11 protein-coding genes are annotated in these 19,336 nt (G+C 62.4%); 5 read left to right on the top strand and 6 right to left on the bottom strand.

Going from position 1 to position 19,336, the window contains the following annotated elements; all coding sequences use genetic code 11:
• Positions 1-204: 204 nt before the first annotated feature.
• From ACP7A2_RS23645 to ACP7A2_RS23625, 5 genes are all read right to left on the bottom strand, one after another.
• Positions 205-582 carry a hypothetical protein gene (locus ACP7A2_RS23645; RefSeq protein ID WP_426136194.1) on the bottom strand — a complete coding sequence of 126 codons (378 nt, stop codon included), beginning with the start codon at positions 580-582 and terminating at the stop codon, positions 205-207.
• A gap of 2 nt (positions 583-584) precedes the next feature.
• The gene (locus ACP7A2_RS23640) at positions 585-1,130 is read right to left on the bottom strand and encodes a hypothetical protein (RefSeq protein ID WP_426136192.1); all 546 of its coding nucleotides are present in this window, start codon (positions 1,128-1,130) and stop codon (positions 585-587) included.
• Between the two features lie 138 nt (positions 1,131-1,268).
• Positions 1,269-2,333: a lipocalin-like domain-containing protein gene (locus tag ACP7A2_RS23635; protein WP_426136191.1), complete on the bottom strand. Its 1,065-nt coding sequence runs from the start codon at positions 2,331-2,333 to the stop codon at positions 1,269-1,271.
• On the bottom strand, positions 2,323-4,785 hold the full coding sequence (locus ACP7A2_RS23630) for an FtsX-like permease family protein (protein WP_426136189.1): 2,463 nt from the start codon (positions 4,783-4,785) through the stop codon (positions 2,323-2,325). Before ACP7A2_RS23630 ends, ACP7A2_RS23635 begins: the two co-directional genes overlap by 11 nt.
• Before the next feature lies 1 nt (position 4,786).
• Entirely contained in the window at positions 4,787-5,455 is a 669-nt protein-coding gene (locus ACP7A2_RS23625; RefSeq protein WP_348059789.1) for an ABC transporter ATP-binding protein, read from the bottom strand.
• Between the two features lie 272 nt (positions 5,456-5,727).
• Here ACP7A2_RS23625 and ACP7A2_RS23620 point away from each other — a divergent pair, with 272 nt between their 5' ends.
• The 3 genes from ACP7A2_RS23620 (at position 5,728) to ACP7A2_RS23610 (ending at position 9,790) form a co-directional block, all read left to right on the top strand.
• Positions 5,728-6,402, top strand: a complete 675-nt coding sequence (locus tag ACP7A2_RS23620) for a histidine phosphatase family protein (protein WP_426136188.1) — start codon at positions 5,728-5,730, stop codon at positions 6,400-6,402.
• A gap of 188 nt (positions 6,403-6,590) precedes the next feature.
• Positions 6,591-8,246 carry a lipid IV(A) 4-amino-4-deoxy-L-arabinosyltransferase gene (gene arnT / locus ACP7A2_RS23615; protein WP_426136186.1) on the top strand — a complete coding sequence of 552 codons (1,656 nt, stop codon included), beginning with the start codon at positions 6,591-6,593 and terminating at the stop codon, positions 8,244-8,246.
• Between the two features lie 26 nt (positions 8,247-8,272).
• Positions 8,273-9,790 carry an ArnT family glycosyltransferase gene (locus tag ACP7A2_RS23610; protein WP_426136184.1) on the top strand — a complete coding sequence of 506 codons (1,518 nt, stop codon included), beginning with the start codon at positions 8,273-8,275 and terminating at the stop codon, positions 9,788-9,790.
• Positions 9,791-10,327: 537 nt separating this feature from the next.
• Here the strand turns inward: ACP7A2_RS23610 and ACP7A2_RS23605 are convergent.
• The gene (locus ACP7A2_RS23605) at positions 10,328-16,597 is read right to left on the bottom strand and encodes an amino acid adenylation domain-containing protein (protein WP_426136183.1); all 6,270 of its coding nucleotides are present in this window, start codon (positions 16,595-16,597) and stop codon (positions 10,328-10,330) included.
• Between the two features lie 504 nt (positions 16,598-17,101).
• Here ACP7A2_RS23605 and ACP7A2_RS23600 point away from each other — a divergent pair.
• Both ACP7A2_RS23600 and ACP7A2_RS23595 read left to right on the top strand, forming a co-directional pair.
• Complete coding sequence (locus tag ACP7A2_RS23600) at positions 17,102-17,896, top strand: helix-turn-helix transcriptional regulator (protein ID WP_348059779.1); 795 nt, start codon at positions 17,102-17,104, stop codon at positions 17,894-17,896.
• Positions 17,896-19,320, top strand: coding sequence for an efflux transporter outer membrane subunit (locus ACP7A2_RS23595; RefSeq protein WP_426136180.1), 1,425 nt, complete (start codon positions 17,896-17,898; stop codon positions 19,318-19,320). The genes ACP7A2_RS23600 and ACP7A2_RS23595 overlap by 1 nt, the downstream gene beginning before the upstream one ends.
• Positions 19,321-19,336: the final 16 nt, after the last annotated feature.

The raw sequence follows: 19,336 nt of genomic DNA, 5'->3' as shown, positions 1-19,336 counted from the left end.
GGTGCCGAGTGGTGGGGCGAGGACCTTTTGGTTACTTTTGGCTGGGCCGGCTTCCGGTCCTTCCAAAAGTGACCCGCTGTAAGAGCGGAACCCATATCAGCCTTCACTCAATAACGGATATGTACTCGCACAATCCCCACCACCAACTAAGCTCAAACCACAACAAAAAAACACCGAGCGCCCCAAATGCCCCACCCGACCGAGTCAGATTACGATGCCGCACCACCAACGCCATACGGACCACACTACCGTTGCGATAAGCCAGATAAACCCAAAATAGTAGGGCCACAATACCCAGCGTTTGAGCGCCAAAGGCACAGAGGCAAGCTCGGCCTCAGTCACAAAACCTGCTTTTAAATAAGGCTTTGGAATCCACAGAATCTCAACCATCAATTGCATTCGGTACTGCCTGTCAATCCACTGGCCGCCTCCCCAAAATCGCTTATTGGCGAGAACCTTTTCGTTTTTGCTGAAGTAGCTTTCCACTTCATCAAGCTTTGTATATTCAGCAAATAGCATCAGCCCCAAAAGGATATACATTCCAACAAACCACACAATGGTATAGGCGATAAAATAATCCATGGCTAAGCACCCTCCGGCTGGAAGATCAACTCACCATTAATTTCCAGGACCTTTCCACCAAAAAACGCACCAGAATCACCGCCTCTGCTCCCCCCTGCGTCCCCTCCAGCAGCCCCCCCGACGATACCGCAAGCCAGTTGACCACTTGCTTTCATGGAAATGCCCAGCACCATGACACATGCGCGAAGAGCCAATCTCGAGCCAAGTTTCCCAATGGCGGCCGCCCCCACCGCACTACCTGCCAACCGCCCAGTTTCCAAATACTGTAACAAGTCATAGTTATTGATGACTGCCGAACCCGTCGACGCATCCAGATCCCGTCGAACCTCTTGGGCATACCGCATCAACCAGGCTTCCTCCAACGAACAACTCACGCTGTAGGTATCCGGGACAATCACCAACTGCCCCGGCGTCACCAGCCCAGGCCGCAAATGCCTGTTCAATGCATCAAAGTGCTCAGCCCGCTGCCGGCTTGAGGCGCTGTCGATCAGCCTGGACTTCAAACTGAGGTAGTCCGTTGTGCGGTCATTTACGAATCCCTGCGCCATGCCTTGCATCCCGAATGCAATGAAGATGGCGTCGGAATATAGGCAAGCGACCACGCCCCGGACACAAGCCCGGGAGGGGGAAATCACATTTAGGAAGTTGCCTACATGGCAGAAGAGAAGCGCCTACAAAAAGGCGCCTTAATACCCGGTCATCTCCAAATACCCCACCCCACCGTCGAACTTCACCGGCCCTTCCCAGTAGGGAATGCTCAGGTTCATCCACGCGTTCGGGTTGACGGCTTCGGTGGTGATATCCAGTTGTTTGCCGGGAATTTTCAGTGACCAGCGCGTCGGTATAGCGCGACCGTCGATGTGGGTGGTCGCCAGCGGTGTCAGCTGAATATCGGCATTGTGCAGGGTCTCGGTGTGGCCTTCCTTATCGATCCATGTACCGGTCAGGTAACCCGCGCCGTCCTTTTGCCGCACACGAAACAGCATCAGCTGTTCGCCCCGGTCCAGGTGCAGGGAAAACCAGTCCCAACCGGTCTGGCTGGCGGCCAGGGGTTGGCTGCTCCACTCGCGATCGAGCCACGCCGGGCCGCTGACTTGATAGGTTTTGCCATCAATACTCACACTGCCGGCCGCCGTGAAAAACGGCTGGCTGTAGTAGTAAGACGCCTGCCCCTGATCGGACTTGCGGCTGTAACCCTTGTCGCCTTGCAGCACCAGCGGCCGGGTCGACGTCAGGTGCAGGTCGTAGGCGAATTGCGGCCCGCCGGCCTTGAGCTGCATGTCTGCCAGGGGGCTTGCGGCGCCTGGCCGAGTGGAGAAATTCCAGTCGTCGATCCAGGCACTGAAAGGCTGCGCCTGCGCGCCCGCCTGACCGACGCCGCCACGCGCAAAGCGTTCAGCGGCGTAATGCCGGGTCGCCGAGGTGACGGCGGCGTGCCCGAGCCACACGGTCGAGTCGTGCCAGCCGGGCTGTGTCGCGCCCGCCTTCAAGGCGTTGCGAAACAGCGTCCATTGCACGCCGAACACATTGCCTTGCGCATCCTTGAGGTTGGCGGTGACGTACCACCACTCGATACGAAAGCCCGCGTGAGCGCCGTGGTCCTCGGGAAAGCTGAAGACCTTGCCCGGCAGCACCTGGGCAAAGTCCGCCGCATCGCTGCCCAGCCCGGCGAAACTCGCTTCAGGCGCGGGCGCTTTGTCGCAGGCACTGAGCAGCAACAGGGCGGCCCACACCAACGCTTTAATCCTCATTGGCAAACGTCCTCAACAGATCCGCCGGACGGCTGCGGTACAACTGCCACAGCGGCCAGGCCGAAGCCAGCAGCGTGGCGAGCGTCGCCAGCCCCAACAATTGTGCGAGCTGCCACGGGAACACCTGCAACGGCAGGCGCCAGCCAAACGCCTGCACATTGATCACCGCGTCCAGGCACCACGCCAACAACAGGCCCAGCGGCAGTGCGAGGACCAACGTGAGTACGGCCAACAACCAGGTCTGGCCGAGGTTGAGCAGCATCAGTTGCCGACGCGTCACCCCCAACGCCCACAGCGGTGCGAGTTGGCCGAGGCGGCTTTGGCTCTGGGTCAGCAAGCTGATAAACAGCGCCACACCGGCGACGCCGAGGGTCAGGCTGTTCAGCGCGGCGGTGGCGGCAAACGTGCGCTCGAACACCTGGCTCGACCAGCCCTTGAGTTGCTGTTGATCAACGATGCGGCTGTCTTCCAGAGCAAATTCACGCTGCACCTCGCGCACCAGCGCTGGCACGTTTTGCGGCAATACCCGCAGGTTGAAGCGCGCCGGTGACAGCGTCGGCCAATGTGTCAGCAGGTGCCGGGAATTAACCAGCACGTGGCCCTTGGGGTTGCCATAGTCGGCGTAAATGCCCACCACGCGCGGCGACCAGACACCTCCAGGCGTGGGGATGCTGACCGCCTCGCCCAACTGCACCTTCAGCCGTCGGGCGAGCTGTTCGCTGAGCATCACGCTGTCGTCATTGAGCAATCTGTCCCACGGCGCACTGGCAGCCTCGAGCAACGGCCAGTGCTGGCGATACGTCGGGTCGTCGACCACGCCAAACACGTCCGCCGGCCAGCCCTGTAATTGCACCGCGACCTGCCAGGTGGGCAGTACGGTTTGCACCCGTGGCTGTTGCGCCAGCCACGTGCCCAGTTGCTCTGCCTGCGCAGGGTTTTGCGGGTTGATGTACAGCTCGGCGGTGAGGCGTTGTTCCAGCCAGTTGGTAAAGGTCTGGCGAAAGCCCGAGGTCATTGAGCCCGCGCCGATATTCGCCGCCAGCGCCAGCAGCAACGCCATCAGCGCCAGGCTCAAGGCGGGCAATTGTTGGCGGCAATCCGCGAGAAACCATTGGCCGAGCACCGCACGGCTGCGCCCCAGCACCGCTTTCAGCAAGCCATCGAGTACCAGCGGCAAACCCAATGCCGCGCTCAGCAGCAGCGCGGCCATCAACACAAAACCGGCGGCCAGGCTGTCGCCCAGCCACAGCGCCAGCAGCGCGATCACCAACGCCGTCGCCGCGACCCAACCCTGGCGTCGCAGCCAGCGCCCGTGGGCCTCATGCCAGGCCTGCGCGTTGGCCAGTGCCAGCAAGGGCAAACGCGCTGCCCGCCACACGCTGCTGGCGCCGGCGAGCAGCGCGCCGAGCAGGCTCAGGCCTAAACCGGCGAACCACCACCACGGGCTGAGGCTCAGTTGGCCGGGCACTTCGGCGCCGTATAAACCACGCAGGCTGGCGGCCACATCCGGCAGCAACAGGCTGGCGAGCAGGTAACCGCTGGCGACGCCCAGCACACCGCCCAGCAACGACAATGCGCCCAGCTCAACGCCCAGGCTGAGGATCAGCAAACGCGCGCTCACCCCGCAGGCGCGCAAGGTGCGCAGCAACCCACGGCGCTGTTCCAGGGCCAAACCGATCGCGGCATGGACGATAAACAGCCCCACCACAAACGACAGAAATCCCAGGGCATCAAGGTTCAGGTGAAAGCTTTCGGTGAGGCGCGCCAGGTTATTGTCTTCGCCACTCTTGAGCTGCAGCCCGGCCGGTGGCACCGGATGGGTGGACGCGAAGGCTTTATCCAGCAGCAGGCGCGACAGTTGTTCGGGCATCGCCAGCAAGGGTTGGGCAAAACCGATGTCCGTGAGCAACAGACCGGGAGCCATGTCTTGCTGAACCTGCAACGGCGGCAAGGCGTCTCCAGTTGCCGTCAGCGGGCGTTCACCCTCATGCAGCCCGAGCGCCTGCAAGGTTTGCGGGGCTATCCAGGTGCGCCCCGGCGGCTCGAAAAACGCGAGCATCTGCGCCTGGCTCAAGCGCTGCCCCGCCACGGCGCCGGTGCCCGGCAGCGACAGCGGCTCGATGCCCATCAGTTGCAGCCGTTGATCCTCATGCCCCTTGAGTGCCAAGGCGCCCTGCACCACCGGCGACACCGGCCACCCGGCGCGGCGCAATTCGACGAACACCGCTTGCGGGAAACTGGCCGCATCCGGCGCACTCAGGCTGGCTTGGGGTTCACCGCCGATCAACTGGCTGGCGCGCGCGTAGCTGTCGCGCGCCTGACTGTTGAGGGCCTGCACACCCGTCAGTAATGCAGTGGCGAGCCACAACCCGGTCAGCACACTGAAAAACTGCACAGGGTGACGCCGCCAATGGCTCAGCAGCGCACGCAGGGTCCAATAAAACACCGCCATCTCAGCGCGCGTCCGCAGGCACGACACGCCCGCGATGCAACACCACCTGCCTGTCCAGCCGCGCGGCGATGCGTGGGCTGTGCGTGACCATCAACAGGCTGGTGGCGCTGTCGCGCAACAGGTCGAGCATCAGTTGCAGCACTTCATCGCTGGTGGCTTCGTCGAGGTTGCCGGTGGGCTCATCCGCCAGCAGCAAGCCGGGGCGCGAGGCAAGCGCGCGGCCTACTGCGACGCGTTGCTGCTGGCCACCGGACAGTTGTTCAGGATAGCGCTTGAGCAAGTCGCCCAGGCCCAGACGTTCAACCAATTGTGCCTGCCACTGCGGATCGAAGCGCCCGGCCAGACGCGCCTGGAACGCGAGGTTGTCGTCGACGCGCAAACTGCCGATCAGGTTGAACTGCTGGAACACCAAACCGATTTCGGTGCGGCGCCAGTGCGCCAGTTGCGCCTCGTTCAACTGATCCAGGCGCTGCTCACCGACTTGAATACGGCCACCGTCTACCCGGTCAAGCCCAGCCACCAGGTGCAGCAAGGTGCTTTTGCCACTGCCCGACTCGCCCATCAGCGCCAGGCTGCTGCGCTCACCCAGCTGCAAGTCGACACCCGCCAACACCGTCAGCGGGCCTTGAGGGGTGGCGTAGTTTTTCAGGACACCGTGCACCTGCAACATAAGAACGCTCGCGTGAAGGACTGCAAACGAGAATAACGGCTGACCGCGCCGTCCACGCAAATTTTTCACATCGATTTCACCGCTTGCCCACCCACCGCCCTCTAAATTGCCGGCCAAGCGTCGGTTATCGGCAACTCGTTAGTTGCGGGTCTCGACAACTTCTACCCGCTGGATGTTCAGCGAAAAGACAGCAGCCCTGTGACAGCCTTTCCCTTAATTGCGAACGTCCGTCAACGCGTTGCGCCTACTTAATAAAAATGCAGACAGTGCCCATGGTGAAAGATTTGGTTGACCTTACCCTGACTAAACCGCGCTCGCGCCGCGCCGCTATCAGACGCTTGCGAAAGTGGGGCGCTGGCGTCGTCGTTGTCGGTCTGCTGCTGGCCGGTTTCATGGTGTGGCCCTCCTCGCCGCGTGACCTGAGCGTGGGTGACCGACTGCTGACATCGAAGGTGCTGCCCGCCTGGCACGATGGCGACGTAATCGTCCTGGTGCGGCACGAAGAGCGCTGCGACCGTTCGCCCAACCCCTGCCTTGGCCCACTGGAAGGCCTCACGGTATTTGGCAACCAACGCGCCGGGGAATTGGGCAAAGCCTTCAAGGCACTTGGCATGCAGAGCACTGACGTGGTCGCCAGCCCCGTGGTTCGCACCAGCCAGACCGCCCACGCCATGTTCGGTAATACCGAGCTGACCTCCAGCCAGCAAGCCATCTGCGGCGCGGCCATCGGTGAGGAATTACTCAACCGCAAACAGGCCGGACGCAACCTCATATTTGTCACCCACAGTGGCTGCATCGCCGACTTCGAAACCTCTCTGGGCTACCCCCGCGCCCACTTTTCCGAATACGGCAGTGCCTTGTTTGTGCGCGTACTCCCGAACGGCAAGTTCGAGACGTTGGGCATTATGAAAAGCCAGGCATGGCTGGATGTTCTGAAGAAGTTCTAGACACTTTTTTACCTATACTTTCTTTCATGTTCAGCAAAACGACAGGCCTCTTCTGGCATGTTTAACTGCGCCCGTTATTTAGCGGCGTCATGAATACTTTCAGCGACTTAGTGAACTTTTGTGACTCTTTCTTCTATTACCTTACATCGCCCGTATCCTCCCATTGAACGTCAAGGAGCGACGTTTACATGACTCGTTTAAAACCCCTGCATCTGTTGTTGCTGGCCTTTGCCGTGTTTTATCTACTGCCCCTGGGCCTGCACGGTTTATGGGTTCCGGATGAAGCCCGCTACGCCCAGGTCAGCCAGGAAATGCTGATGAGTGGCAACTGGGTCGCCCCGCACTTTATGGGTGTGCGTTACTTCGAAAAACCGGCCGCGGGCTATTGGCTGATTGCCCTCGGCCAGGCCGTGTTCGGTGAGAACCTGTTCGGCGTGCGCATCGCCTCGGCGTTGACCACCGGCCTCAGCGTGTTGCTGGCCTACCTCATCGCCCGGCGCCTGTGGAACGACCCGCGCAAGAGCTTCACCAGCGCCCTGCTCTACATGAGTTTCGGGCTGGTGGCGGGGCAAGCCGGGTATTCCAATCTGGATCCGCAGTTCACCTTTTGGGTCAACCTCAGCCTGGTCGCGCTGTGGTTCGCCCTCGACAGCCGCACGTCTCGCCATCGGCTGGGCGCCTGGGCATTGCTGGGGTTGGCCTGTGGCATGGGCTTTCTGACCAAGGGTTTCCTGGCGTGGCTGTTGCCGGTGCTGATAGCCCTGCCCTACATGCTATGGCAGCGGCGTCTGGGCGAGTTGCTGCGCTATGGTCCGCTGTCGATTCTGGTGGCGGCGATGATCTGCCTCCCCTGGGCGTGGGCGGTGCATCTGCAGGAGCCGGACTACTGGCGTTTCTTCTTCTGGCACGAGCACATTCGCCGCTTCTCCTCCGACAATGCGCAACACGCGAGGGCCTGGTGGTTCTTCCTGCCGATCATGGCGGTGGCCTGCCTGCCGTGGGCTGCGCTGTTGCCGGCCACACTGCTCAAAGCCTGGAAAGACAAGGGCCAACCGGCGGTGATTTTTCTCGCGCTGTGGCTGCTGCTGCCACTGGTTTTTTTCAGCATGAGCCGAGGCAAGTTGCCGACCTACATCATGCCGTGCCTGCTGCCTCTGGCGCTGTTGATGGGGCATGCCCTGACCGACCTGATCAACCGCGGCAAAACCGCCACCTTGCGCGCGAACGGCCTGCTCAACCTGGCCCTCGGCGTGGCCGCGATGGCGAGCTTGATGTACCTGCAACTCGATCGGCCGGTGTACAGCAACAGCCACGCCGAGATGTTCAGCCTGTCCTTGACCTTTATCGTGCTGCTCGGCTGGATCCTCGCCAACCTGCTGCAAGCCTTCCGCCCGCTGACGCTATGGGCAATGCCCGCGTTGGCCATCGGCTTGCTGGTAGCCCTGCTGCCTGCGGGCATGCCGGAGGAAATCACCGACACCGAAATGCCCGACCAGTTTGTGCTGGCGCATCTGGATGAACTGCAACAAACCCATGCTCTGATCAGCAACGAGTTGGGCAGCGCATCGGCCTTGTCCTGGCGCCTGCGGCGTGCGGACGTGGCGTTTTATGACACCAAGGGTGAGCTTCGCTACGGCCTCAATTACCCGGACGCGGCCCATCGCACAGTCACCCTGGAAAACGTCCAGCCGTGGTTGAGCGAAGCCCGCCAACACGGCTCGGTCGGTGTGTTGATGCACGTGCGCAGCACCAGCGAGCACCGTGAGGAAGGGCAATTGCCGCCTGGCGGCACGCGCTACCGCAAAGGCCCCATGCTCATGATCATTTACCCGCCACTTCCCTGACGTCAGGCCTGCCACAGGAAAACCCGATGAGCTTCTGGAAAACCGAACGTGGCGCGTTGGTGTTACTGCTGGGGGTCTCGGCGCTGCTCCTGCTGCTGGGCCTGGGCAGCCGCGACTTGTGGGGGCCGGAAACCCGCTGGGCAAACATCGCGCTGCAAATGCTGCAAAGCGGTGACTACTTCGACCCCTACCTCAAGGGCGCGCCGTACTACGACAAACCCCTGCCCTCGTACTGGCTGATCACCGGCTTCGCCAACCTGATGGGTGGGCTCGGCCCGTGGTCGTTGCGCCTGTCGTCGGTGATCGCGGCCTGGCTGAGCATCTGGCTGGTGTACCTGATCGGCGAGCGCCTGTTTCGCAAAGGCACCGGGCTGATTGCCGGCTGGATGCTCGCCACCAGTTTCTACTTTTTGTTCTGGGCGCGAGTGGCCACTGCCGATGTGCTCACCGTGTGCGGCGTACTGGCGTCGGTCTGGTGGTATTGGCGCGGCCCGGACGACACGCGCCTGGGACGCTACAGCGTGTTTTTCCTGCTGTTGGCGACAACGTCACTGTTCAAAGGCCTGATCGGGTTTGTACTGCCGGGCCTGGTGCTGCTGCCGCACCTGCTCAGCGAGCACCGCTACAAACGCCACCTCAACCTGCGTCTGCTGCTGGCCATCGTGATCGCTGCGGCGTTCTATTCGATTCCCTTCGTACTGTCGCATTTATACGGCGCACCGACCTACGGCGAGAGCGGCCTTGAACTGGTATTCAAGGAAAACGTCGTGCGCTTTTTCGACCCCTTCGACCATATGGGGCCGATCTACACCTACCTGATCTACCTGCCCGCCTACACCCTGCCATGGGCGCCGTGCTGGATGCTCGGTGTGTGGCTGGCACTGCGTCACTGGCGCCAAACCCCACCCAACGTACGCTGGCTGGTGTGGGGCCTGGGCCTGCTGTTTGTCTTCTTCACCGCCAGCGGCAGCCGCCGCAGTTACTACGTGCTGCCGCTGGTGCCGTTTGCCCAACTGCTGGCAGCCTGGTGGCTGAGTGAGCGCCTGCAGAAAAACCCGGCCAGTGTGCCGCGCTGGCAAAAAGGCTTCGGCCTCACCGCCGGGTTGTTGCTGCTGGTGCTGGGGGTGATCTACCCCTGGACCACCGGTAACGGCGGTGTGACCCGCTTTGCCGAAGACGTGAAAGCCCAAGCGCAAAAAACCGCGCCGTGGCACGACTGGCAAATGGTGCTGGTGGAGGTCGACAACAAACTGCCGATGTACCTGCAAAATGGCGGCAAGGCGTTCTATTACGTCAGCGAAACCCAAGACTTCCCCCGCCAGGGCAACAGCGCCGCCCTGATGGCCTGGCTGGACAAAACCAGCGGCCAACACTTCGACCCGCAACACACAATCATCGTCGCGCAGTGGTCCAAAGAAGACCCAACGCCATTGGCCTACCTGGGCGCGGATCATCAAGTAATCACCACCCAGCCGGACAACGGCGAGCGGTTGTTTCAAAAGCGCGAGGCAGGCAGCGTGGCGTTCATCCCCGTGCCGCGCTGACTTCCACAGAGAAGCAGATTTGTGGCGGTATTGAAGTTGTACTCGGTAAAAAATGTGGGAGCGGGCTTGCTCGCGAATACGGAGGGTCAGTTGATGGATTTATTGGCTGACCCACCGCTTTCGCGAGCAAGCCCGCTCCCACAGTTGGACCGAGTTCGGCTCTGCATTTCTGTGGGAGCTGGCTTGCCTGCGATGCAGGCAGCTCGATGCATCAGGCACACCCAGTAGATGCCATCGCAGGCAAGCCAGCTCCCACAGAGAAGCTCAACTGTGTGTGAAGGGATTGAAGTCTTACTCGGTTAAAAATGTGGGAGCGGGCTTGCTCGCGAATGCGGTGGCTGATACCAGCCCGATGAGGCCAAACACTACCCCTGTGGCGAGCGGGCTTGCCCCGCGTTGGGTTGCGAAGCGACCCTAAAAGGAGGAATGCGGTGAGTCAGGCACTCTTCGGCTGCTGATTTTGGGGCTGCTCTGCAGCCCAACGCGGGGCAAGCCCGCTCGCCACAGGGAACGGATATGCCCACATCCCTCTCAAGATCAAATCCTGCGACGCCGGTCAAGCTGAGGGATCGCCGCCTGCGGCACCTCCACACGCTGCACCTGCGTCACCGTCCTGGCCGCCAACTGCGCCAGCGTCGGCTGGCTGAACAACGTTCGCGCATCCACATCCAGCCCCGCCTTGCGCATCCGCGCCACCAGGCTCACCGCCAGCAACGAATGCCCACCCAACTCAAAAAAGTGGTCATGGCGCCCCACCCGCTCAACCTTCAACACCTCGGCCCAAATACCGGCCATCAACGTTTCCACCTCCCCCACCGGCGCCTCATACGCCCGGCTCACCACCGCGTCCAACCCCGGTTCCGGCAACGCCTTGCGATCCAGCTTCCCCGCAGGGTTGAGCGGCAACGCCTCCAGCTGCACAAACGCCGCCGGCACCATGTATTCCGGCAATTGCTCCAGCACATAAGAGCGCAACGCCTCCAGCCCCGGCGCCTCCCCGCGCAGAGTGAAGTAAGCGACCAACCGCTCATCACGAATCAGTACCGCCACTTCACGCAACGCCGGGTGCGCCGCCAGCCGCGATTCAATCTCGCCCAACTCCAAACGCACGCCACGCAGCTTGACCTGGAAGTCATTGCGCCCCAGAAACTCCAGGTTGCCATCCGGCAAGTAACGCACCAGATCCCCGGTGCGATACAAACGATCACCCGCCACAAACGGGCTGTCGATAAACCGCTCAGCCGTCATCTGTGCCAACCCGAGATAGCCCCGCGCAACCCCAACCCCACCAATATGCAACTGCCCGCTGACGCCCATCGGCACTGGCGCATCCTGTTCATCCAGCACATACAGGCGGGTGTTGTTGATCGCCCGGCCAATCGGCAATTGCAGCGCAGGCACCGGCGCGCCCGGCTCCAACGTCCACGCGCTGCTGTCCACCGTGGCTTCGGTAGGGCCATAGACGTTGTGCAAGCGCACCGCGGGCAAACGCGCCTGCACACCACGGGCAATCGCTTCGGTCAGCTCACCGCCGCCACACAGCACGTCGGTCAGGCTGGTGCACAGCGCCGATTCTTCCAGTTCAAGGAACTGCTGCAACATGGCCGGCACAAATTTGATCACGGTGATCTTCTGCTCGCGGATCACCTGCGCCAGGTACGCCGGGTCGCGGTGCCCATCCGGCCGCGCCAGCACCAGACGCATGCCATTGGTCAACGGCCAGAACAGCTCCCACACCGAGCCGTCGAAGCTGAACGGCGCACGTTGCAACAGCGCGCCACCTTCGGCATTCGGGCACAGTTGCGAGCCCCAGTGCATCAGGTTGCCGAGGCCGCGGTGTTCGATCATCACGCCCTTGGGCGTGCCGGTGGAACCCGAGGTGTACATCACGTACGCGAGGTTGGCGACGCTCAAGCCCGGCACCAACGGGTTGCCGCTCGGCGCATGGCGCCAGGTGCAGTGGTCGAAGTCGATCACCGGAATGGCAACGTCGCCGGGCAGGTCACGGGTGGCAGCGTGCACCAGCAGCGCCACGGGCTGGCTGTCGCTCAGCATGTAGGCCAGGCGCTCGCGCGGGTAGCCGGGGTCCAGCGGCACGTAGGCGCCGCCGGCCTTGAGAATCGCCAGCAGGCCCACCACCAAATCCAGCCCGCGCTCGACGCACAGCGCCACCCGTGAATCCGGCCTCACGCCGCGTTCGCGCAGGTGGAAGGCGAGCCTGTTGGCGCTTTCGTTAAGGTCGCGGTAGCTCATTTGCAGCTCACCGGCCTGCACCGCGATGGCGTGGGGAATATGCCGCGCGTGCGCTTCGAACAGCGCCTGTACGGTGAGTGTGTCGGGGTAATCGGTTTCGGTGGCGTTGAAGTCCAGCAACAGCGTGTGCCGCTCGCTGGAAGGCAGCACTTGCACCTCGCGCAGGGGCATTTGTGGGGCGTGTTCAAGTGCATGCACCACCCCATGCAACGCGGTGTGGAGGTAACCCAACAGGCGCTCTGCACCGACCGTGCGCGGCGCTTTGGCCTTGAGGCGAAAGCCACTGGCCGTGTCGTCAACCGTGAGCATCAGCGGGTAACTGAGGATGTCTTCACTGCTGAGCAACGCGATGCCCGGCACCAGGTTCAGGTTGGGGTCGGCGCTGGTGTGACGGTAATTGAGCAGGCTGTTGAACAACGGGGACGCGCCGCTGCAACGCTGGGCCAGCGCCAGCGAAGCCTGTTCATGGCCGAGCAAGGCACTCAACTGAGCGTGGGTGTCATTCAGCGCACCGACCACCGTTTGCCCGGCCAGACGTACGCGCAGCGGCAGGGTGTTGATGAACATGCCCAAGGCGCGGTCAGCGCCCTCGCCTGCCTGCAAACGGCCGAGCAGCACAGTGCCGAACACCACATCATCACGGCCAGCGACGCGGCTGAGTACCTGAGCCCAAGCCAGATGAAACAGGCTCGCAGCGCTGACCCCAAGGCCACGTGCCTGCGCGCGCAGGCGCAGGTTGAGCGCGTCGGTCAGCGGCTGTTCAAACGCCTCGATGTCGGCGCGATCCGCCTGACGCTCCTGCAACCCGAAGGCCAGGGTTGGCTCATCGACATCGCCCAGGCGCTCGCGGAAGAACGCTTCATGGGCCGCGTGGCGCGCGGGCGAGCGAGTTTGCGCGACCACATTGCGATAAGGCACCGGCGGCGGCAGTTGCGCCTGTTCACCGAGCAAGTGGGCGCGAATTTCATCCACCAGTACGCTGGTCGAGGTGGCATCGTTGACCAAATGGTGGAAGCGCAATCGGGCGATCCAACGCCGGTTGTGCGGCTCTTCGGCATAGTCCAGGGCCATCAGCGGCGCCTGGCGCAAGTCCAGTGGCGGTGAAGGCTCGCGCAGTGGCTCAACGCGCAATTGAGCCTCGCGCCACACCACTTGCATCGGCTGCTCAAGGGCATCCCACACCAGGCTGGTGCGCAGAATGTCGTGGCGGTTGATCACCTGTTGCAGCGCCTGGGCAAAGGCATCGAGTTGCTCGCGGCGCGCAAAGCTGAACATCGCATGTTGCTGGTACGGGTCGCGCGCGTCGGTGATGTGGTGGTAGAGCAAGCCTTCCTGCAACGGCGCCAGCGGGTAGATGTCCTGCACGTTCGCCGCGCCACCGGGGATGGCGGCAAGGATGCGTTCGAGGCTGTTTGGGTCCAGTTCGGCGAGTGTGAGCATGTCGGTGGTGATAGCGCGGCAACCTGGCGGAATCCGGTTGGCAGGCACTGCCACTTCGCTGCCGGAACTGGCCGCCGCCAGCGCCGCAAGGGTCGGCTGGCCGAACAGCACTTGCACATCGGCGTGCAAACCGGCCTGGCGCATGCGCTGCACCAATTGCACTGCCAGCAGCGAATGCCCGCCCAGCTCGAAAAAATGGTCATGACGTCCGATCTGCTGCACCTGCAACAGCTCGGTCCAAATCTGCGCCAAGATACTTTCCGCGCCTTCACGCGGGGCCTCGAACACCCGCGTGACAAAGGCCGCCTTGGTCGGTGATGGCAGCGCCTTGCGGTCGAGTTTGCCATTGGCGGTGAGCGGGAAAACCTCAAGCTTCACATAGGCGGCGGGCAGCATGTAGTCCGCCAGGGTGCCTTGCAAATGGGTACGCAGCGCTTCGATTTCGACGCCATAGTGTTCAACAAACCAGGCGAGCAACTGCCCTTCGCGGTACTGCACCACGGCTTCCTTGATCGCCGGGTGGGCGGCCAGCGCGGTTTCGATTTCCCCCAGCTCAATGCGCACACCCCGGATCTTCACCTGGTCGTCATTGCGGCCCAGGTATTCCAGGTTGCCATCGGGCAGCCAGCGCGCCAGGTCGCCGCTGCGGTACATTCTGCCGCCGCTAAAGGGGTCGTCAAGAAAGCGCTCCGCCGTCAGTTCAGGGCGATTCAAATAACCGCGCGCTACGCCTTTGCCGCCGACGTACAACTCCCCCGCCGCGCCAATCGGCACCGGGCGTTGTCGTTCGTCCAGCAGGTAGACGGAGGCATTGGCAATGGGCGCGCCGATGTGCAACGGCTGGCCCACTTCAACTCGCCCGGAGGTGGCAACCACTGTGGCTTCGGTGGGGCCGTAGTTGTTGATCACATCAAAGGTCTGCGCGCGGTTGAACGCGCGCAGGCGGTCGCCGCCGATGAGCAAGGTGCGCAGGGTCGGATGGTCCATGCGCTGGCTGAAAGCGTACTCGGCCACCGGGGTCGGCAAAAAGCACACGTCCAGCGGCTGCGCGCGCCACCAGCTCAGCAGCGCGTCGATATCTTCGGCGCCGTCGTGGGCCGGTGGCAGGTGCAGCGTCGCGCCTACGCACAGCGCCGGCCAGACTTCCCAGGCCATCGCATCAAAACCAAACCCGGCGACACTGGCGGTGTGGCAGCCTGCATGCAGGTTGAACGACCGGCAGTGCCAGTCCACCAGGTTCGATACGGTGTGGTGCTCAACCATCACACCCTTGGGCAACCCGGTGGAGCCGGAGGTGTAGATGACATAGGCCAGGTTCGACGGTTTGACCGCCACGCGGGGGCTGTCGCCGAGGTCGGCGCCGGGATGGTCGAGCAACAGCACCGGCACCTCGGACGCGGGCAGGCGATGCCTCAAGTCGTGCTGGGTGAGCACCGCCACGGGTGCGCTGTCGTGCAGCAAGTAATTCAGGCGCTCGGCGGGATGGGCCGGGTCCACCGGCACATAGCAGGCGCCAGACTTGAGAATCGCGAGCAGCCCCGCCAACGTGTCCAGGCCGCGTCGGGCGAGGATCACCACGCGGTCATCCGGTTTTACGCCCAGCGCCAACAGTTGATGGGCCAGTGCATTGGCTTGCTGATCGAGTTGCGCGTAGGTCAGTTGCTGGCCCCGATACACCGCCGCAATCGCGGCCGGTGCGCGCGCGGCTTGCAGGGCGATACGTTCGTGCAGGGTGTGCGGTTCAGAAGTGGGCTGTGCGGTGGCATTCCACCGTTGCAACTGCACCTGCTCGGCAGGCGTCACCAGTGAAAATTCAGCCACGGTCAGCGCGGTGTTTTCCAACCCCTGCTCCAGCAGCCAGGTAAAGCGCTGCGCCAACGCCTGCACATCGTCATGGCGGAAATAGGCCTCGTTGTACACGCAGTGCAGGCACGCGGTGTCCTGAAAGCGGTTGCTGCGCAGGTGGATGGCGATCGGCAACGGTTCATGGTGGTTGGAGACTTTGATCGCGCGCGCCTGGACGCTGCCGTAACGCAGGTCATGGTCATCCTGCTCGAAGGACACCGACAGGTCGAACAACTGGCCGCGATCAGCACGGCGCAGGCCCAGCTCGCGGTTCATCTCGCTCAGAGGGAAACGCTGGTGACGGAAATCCTGCTTGAGCTGGTCGCGCACACCACGCACCACGGCGCTGAACGCTAACGCCTCGTCGAATTCAAACCGCACCGCACTCACCTGGGCAAACAGCCCCACGGTGGAGCGAAAGCGCGCATTGGAGCGGTTGAGAATCGGCAGCCCCACCACCCACTCATCCCGCTGGTGGGTGCGAGTGAAGTACACATACATCGCCGCCAATAACACATGGAACGCCGAGGCCTGGTAACGGTGGGCGACTTGCTCCATACGGTTGAGCAACGCCAGCGGAAACGGCGCCACGAGGGTGTTGCTTGGCGCCTGGGCTTTCAGCCTTGGCGTGAGCAGCGGCTCGGGCAGCACCCGGTATTTATCCAGCCAATAGGCACGGTCGCGGGCGTAGCGGGCAGATTGCTGGTAGCGCTGATCGGTGTCGATAAAGTCGACATAAGACGGCGCCACCAGCTCCGGCTGCCGCCCGTGTTGCAGGGCGGTGTACAGCTGAGCCAGGGATTGCAGCATCTGGCCAAAACCCCAGCCGTCGAGGATCAGGTGATGGGCCTGGGTGCCGAGCCGGTAATGGTCGTCGGCGAGCTTGACCAGAAAAAAGCGAAACAGCGGCTCGCCCGTCATGGCGTAGGGCCGAGCCATTTGCGCTTGCATCAGGGCCTGGGTCGCGCGTTGCGGGTCGGGCAAGCTGGAAAAATCGTGAAGCGCCACGTCGGCCGCCAACGTGGCCACGAAGGTTTGGCGAGGCAACCCTTGCGCGTCGCTGTGCAGCTGGGTACGCAACGCATCGTGCCTGGCCACCAACAGCTTGACGGCGCGCCTGATCAACTCGGGCTCTACCGGGCCTGGAAACTCGACATAGCCGCCAATGTTGTACAGCGGCGAGTCGCCCGCGCGCAGTTGGTCGAGCCAGATGTCCTGTTGGGCGGCGGTGAGGGGAAAGCTGGCCGTCGAGCTGCAGAGATGCGTCATAAGATCCTTCTCATGGGGGTCAGGCACTGGCCGCGCAGGGGGCCCAATACGCCGAAATTGCCGGATTTGAGCATGGGTGCATGGGGCTGTCTGACACCTGAAACCCGGACATTCAACGGGGCGGAAACGGGCTTGGCTGAAGGTTCATTACTGAAACGATTAAAAGGCTGTAGGACATTGGCTATATCTGAGCGATGCCGGTGGGCGAAATACTTTTTGTCTGAATATTTTTTTCTTAAATATCAACTGGTTGACTCGATTTAAAGTTTATCTGTGGTTTTTCGTAGGCGATTCATACCGTCAGAAACGTCGAATTAATGACGTGGTTTTTATGGCAGCTTGTGTCCCTCGTTTCCGCTACATACGTAGGACAATTCGCTATGGCTAAATAAAATCTCGAACGCCGAGCTACGTTCAACGCGAGTTACGTTCAAGGAACACGGACCGCCCCACACAGACCGGGCGCGCCCGTCGACGGTTTTCGACATCAAGGATGAGATGGCTATGAGTCTGACCCGCAGTATTACCAACACCCACAGCCCGCAGTTCTACGCCGAAATGGGCGAGTTGATTTCAAACAGCGGCCAGGAAAACTTTGCCGCCAACATGCTGCACCTGGTGGACAAATGGGTGCCGATTGATCTGGTGGACCTGAGTGAGTGGACCCTCGATGAATTGCGCGACAACGTGCGCGACATCAAGCTGCTGGGCAGCGCCGGCCTGAAAAAGGACTTGTCAGCGCCGCAAACCCCGCACGCCCTTAAAGACCACCCGCTGCTGCGCGAAATGCTGAAAATGCAGGACCCGCTGCTGATTCAGATGAAGGCCAAGGCCGACAGCGCGCACCCACGTGGCACCTCGCACCAGTGCAATCTGGTGTCGCGCCAGGGTAATCGGCGTTGTGTGATTTCGTTGTACCGCCCGCCCACGCTGCGCGGGTTTTCGCTGGCAGAGCTGTCGTTTCTCAAGAGCCTGTCGGACACCCTGTTGCCGCTGATGGAACGTCATGCACAAATCCTGCGCCAGGCGCCCCATGCAGACGCCGAGCCCGCGCAGAACCTGTTGGAGCAGTCGCAGTTGCAGCGCGAGTTCTACAAGCGTTTGTCACTCAGCGACATCACCCTGTCGGCGCGGGAGCAGGAAGTGTGCCTTGGCCTTTTGACCGGCGGCACCGTGCCGCAAATGGCGGAAAAACTCAGCGTGAAAAACAGCTCGATTGAAACCTACCTCAAACGAGCGGCCGCCAAACTGGGTGTGAGCGGCCGGCATGGCTTGGCCAAATGGATGGTTGGCGCCTGATGAACACACGGATAATCACCACCGCTGGCTTGGCATGGATGCTCGGCGGTTGTTCGCTGATCCCGGACTACCAGCGGCCCTCGGCGCCGGTGCCTGCGCAGTTTCCGCACACGGGGGTGTACAGCCAGGCGCAGGCCGGCACGGTGGCTGTCAAGCCGGACTGGCAGGTGCTGTTTCACGACCCGGCCTTGCAGCAGTTGATTGGTGACGCGTTGGTCAACAACCGCGACCTGCGGGTGGCGGCGCTGAACGTAGAGGCGTTCCAGGCGCAGTACCGCATTCAGCGTGCGGACCTGTTCCCGGCGGTGTCTGCCACTGGCCTTGGCAAGCGCCAGAAATTACCCGGCGACGTGACGGGGACCGGCAAGTCTGCGATCACGTCGAACTACTCCGCCACCCTGGGTCTCAGCGCCTACGAGCTGGATTTTTTCGGCCGTGTGCGCAGCCTCAGCGAACAGGCAATGCTCACTTATTTAGGCACCGAAGAAGCACGCCGCAGTGCGCAATTGAGCCTGGTCGCGAATGTCGCAAACGCCTACCTGACCTGGCGCGCCGATCAGGAACTGCTGGCCCTGGCCCGGCAAACCCTGGTGGCCAACGACCACAGTTGGCAGCTGACCAACCGCAGCAAGAGCGCGGGCAAGGCCTCGGCGCTGGACGTGGTGCAAGCCCGCACGGCGGTCGAAAGCACCCGCGCCAGCGTGGCGCGGTATGAGCGCCAGGTCGCGCAGGACCTGAACAGCCTCGCCCTGCTCGTCGGCGGCCCGGTGGATGAGCGCCTGCCGTCGCGCCCACTGGCGGATGACTTGGTGGCACGTGTGCCTGCTGGCCTGCCGTCGGATCTGCTGCAAAGACGCCCGGATATCCTCCAGGCCGAATACCAGTTGCAGGCGGCCAACGCGAATATCGGTGCGGCCCGCGCTGCGTTTTTCCCCTCGGTGACCCTCACGGCCAACGCCGGCAGCACCAGTACGGAGCTGTCAGGGTTGTTCAAGGGGGGGTCGGGCACCTGGACCTTTCAGCCGCAGATCAACCTGCCGATCTTCAACGCCGGCAGCCTGCGCGCCAGCCTCGACTACGCCAAGCTGCAAAAAGACATCACCGTGGCGCAGTACGAAAAATCGATCCAGACCGCCTTCCAGGAAGTCGCCGACGGCCTCGCCGCCCGGCAAACCTTCACCGACCAGCTGGATGCGCAACGGGATTTCGTCGCCGCCAACCAGGCCTATTACGACCTGGCCCAACACCGCTACCGCAGCGGCGTGGACAGCAACCTGACCTTCCTCGATGCACAACGCTCGCTGTTCAGCTCGCAACAGGCGCTGATCGTGGACCGACTGGCGCAATTGGTGGCGGAAGTGAATTTGTACACGGCGCTGGGGGGCGCGTGGGCCGACGCGCCGGTAATGACGGCGCGGCGTTGAATGGGTGACCTTTGAG

Origin of the sequence: Pseudomonas sp. PWP3-1b2 (assembly GCF_049896045.1) — a bacterium.
GTDB lineage: Bacteria > Pseudomonadota > Gammaproteobacteria > Pseudomonadales > Pseudomonadaceae > Aquipseudomonas > Aquipseudomonas antarctica_B.
The sequence above is the reverse complement of the archived record's forward strand: the minus strand, read 5'-3'. Positions and strand labels throughout refer to the sequence as shown.

Bases quoted from the DNA above. Each gene is read 5' to 3' on its own strand.
- ACP7A2_RS23645 (WP_426136194.1), bottom strand. From the start codon at position 582: ATGGATTATTTTATCGCCTATACCATTGTGTGGTTTGTTGGAATGTAT.
- ACP7A2_RS23640 (WP_426136192.1), bottom strand. From the start codon at position 1,130: ATGGCGCAGGGATTCGTAAATGACCGCACAACGGACTACCTCAGTTTG.
- ACP7A2_RS23635 (WP_426136191.1), bottom strand. From the start codon at position 2,333: ATGAGGATTAAAGCGTTGGTGTGGGCCGCCCTGTTGCTGCTCAGTGCC.
- ACP7A2_RS23630 (WP_426136189.1), bottom strand. From the start codon at position 4,785: ATGGCGGTGTTTTATTGGACCCTGCGTGCGCTGCTGAGCCATTGGCGG.
- ACP7A2_RS23625 (WP_348059789.1), bottom strand. From the start codon at position 5,455: ATGTTGCAGGTGCACGGTGTCCTGAAAAACTACGCCACCCCTCAAGGC.
- ACP7A2_RS23620 (WP_426136188.1), top strand. From the start codon at position 5,728: ATGGTGAAAGATTTGGTTGACCTTACCCTGACTAAACCGCGCTCGCGC.
- arnT (WP_426136186.1), top strand. From the start codon at position 6,591: ATGACTCGTTTAAAACCCCTGCATCTGTTGTTGCTGGCCTTTGCCGTG.
- ACP7A2_RS23610 (WP_426136184.1), top strand. From the start codon at position 8,273: ATGAGCTTCTGGAAAACCGAACGTGGCGCGTTGGTGTTACTGCTGGGG.
- ACP7A2_RS23605 (WP_426136183.1), bottom strand. From the start codon at position 16,597: ATGACGCATCTCTGCAGCTCGACGGCCAGCTTTCCCCTCACCGCCGCC.
- ACP7A2_RS23600 (WP_348059779.1), top strand. From the start codon at position 17,102: ATGAGTCTGACCCGCAGTATTACCAACACCCACAGCCCGCAGTTCTAC.
- ACP7A2_RS23595 (WP_426136180.1), top strand. From the start codon at position 17,896: ATGAACACACGGATAATCACCACCGCTGGCTTGGCATGGATGCTCGGC.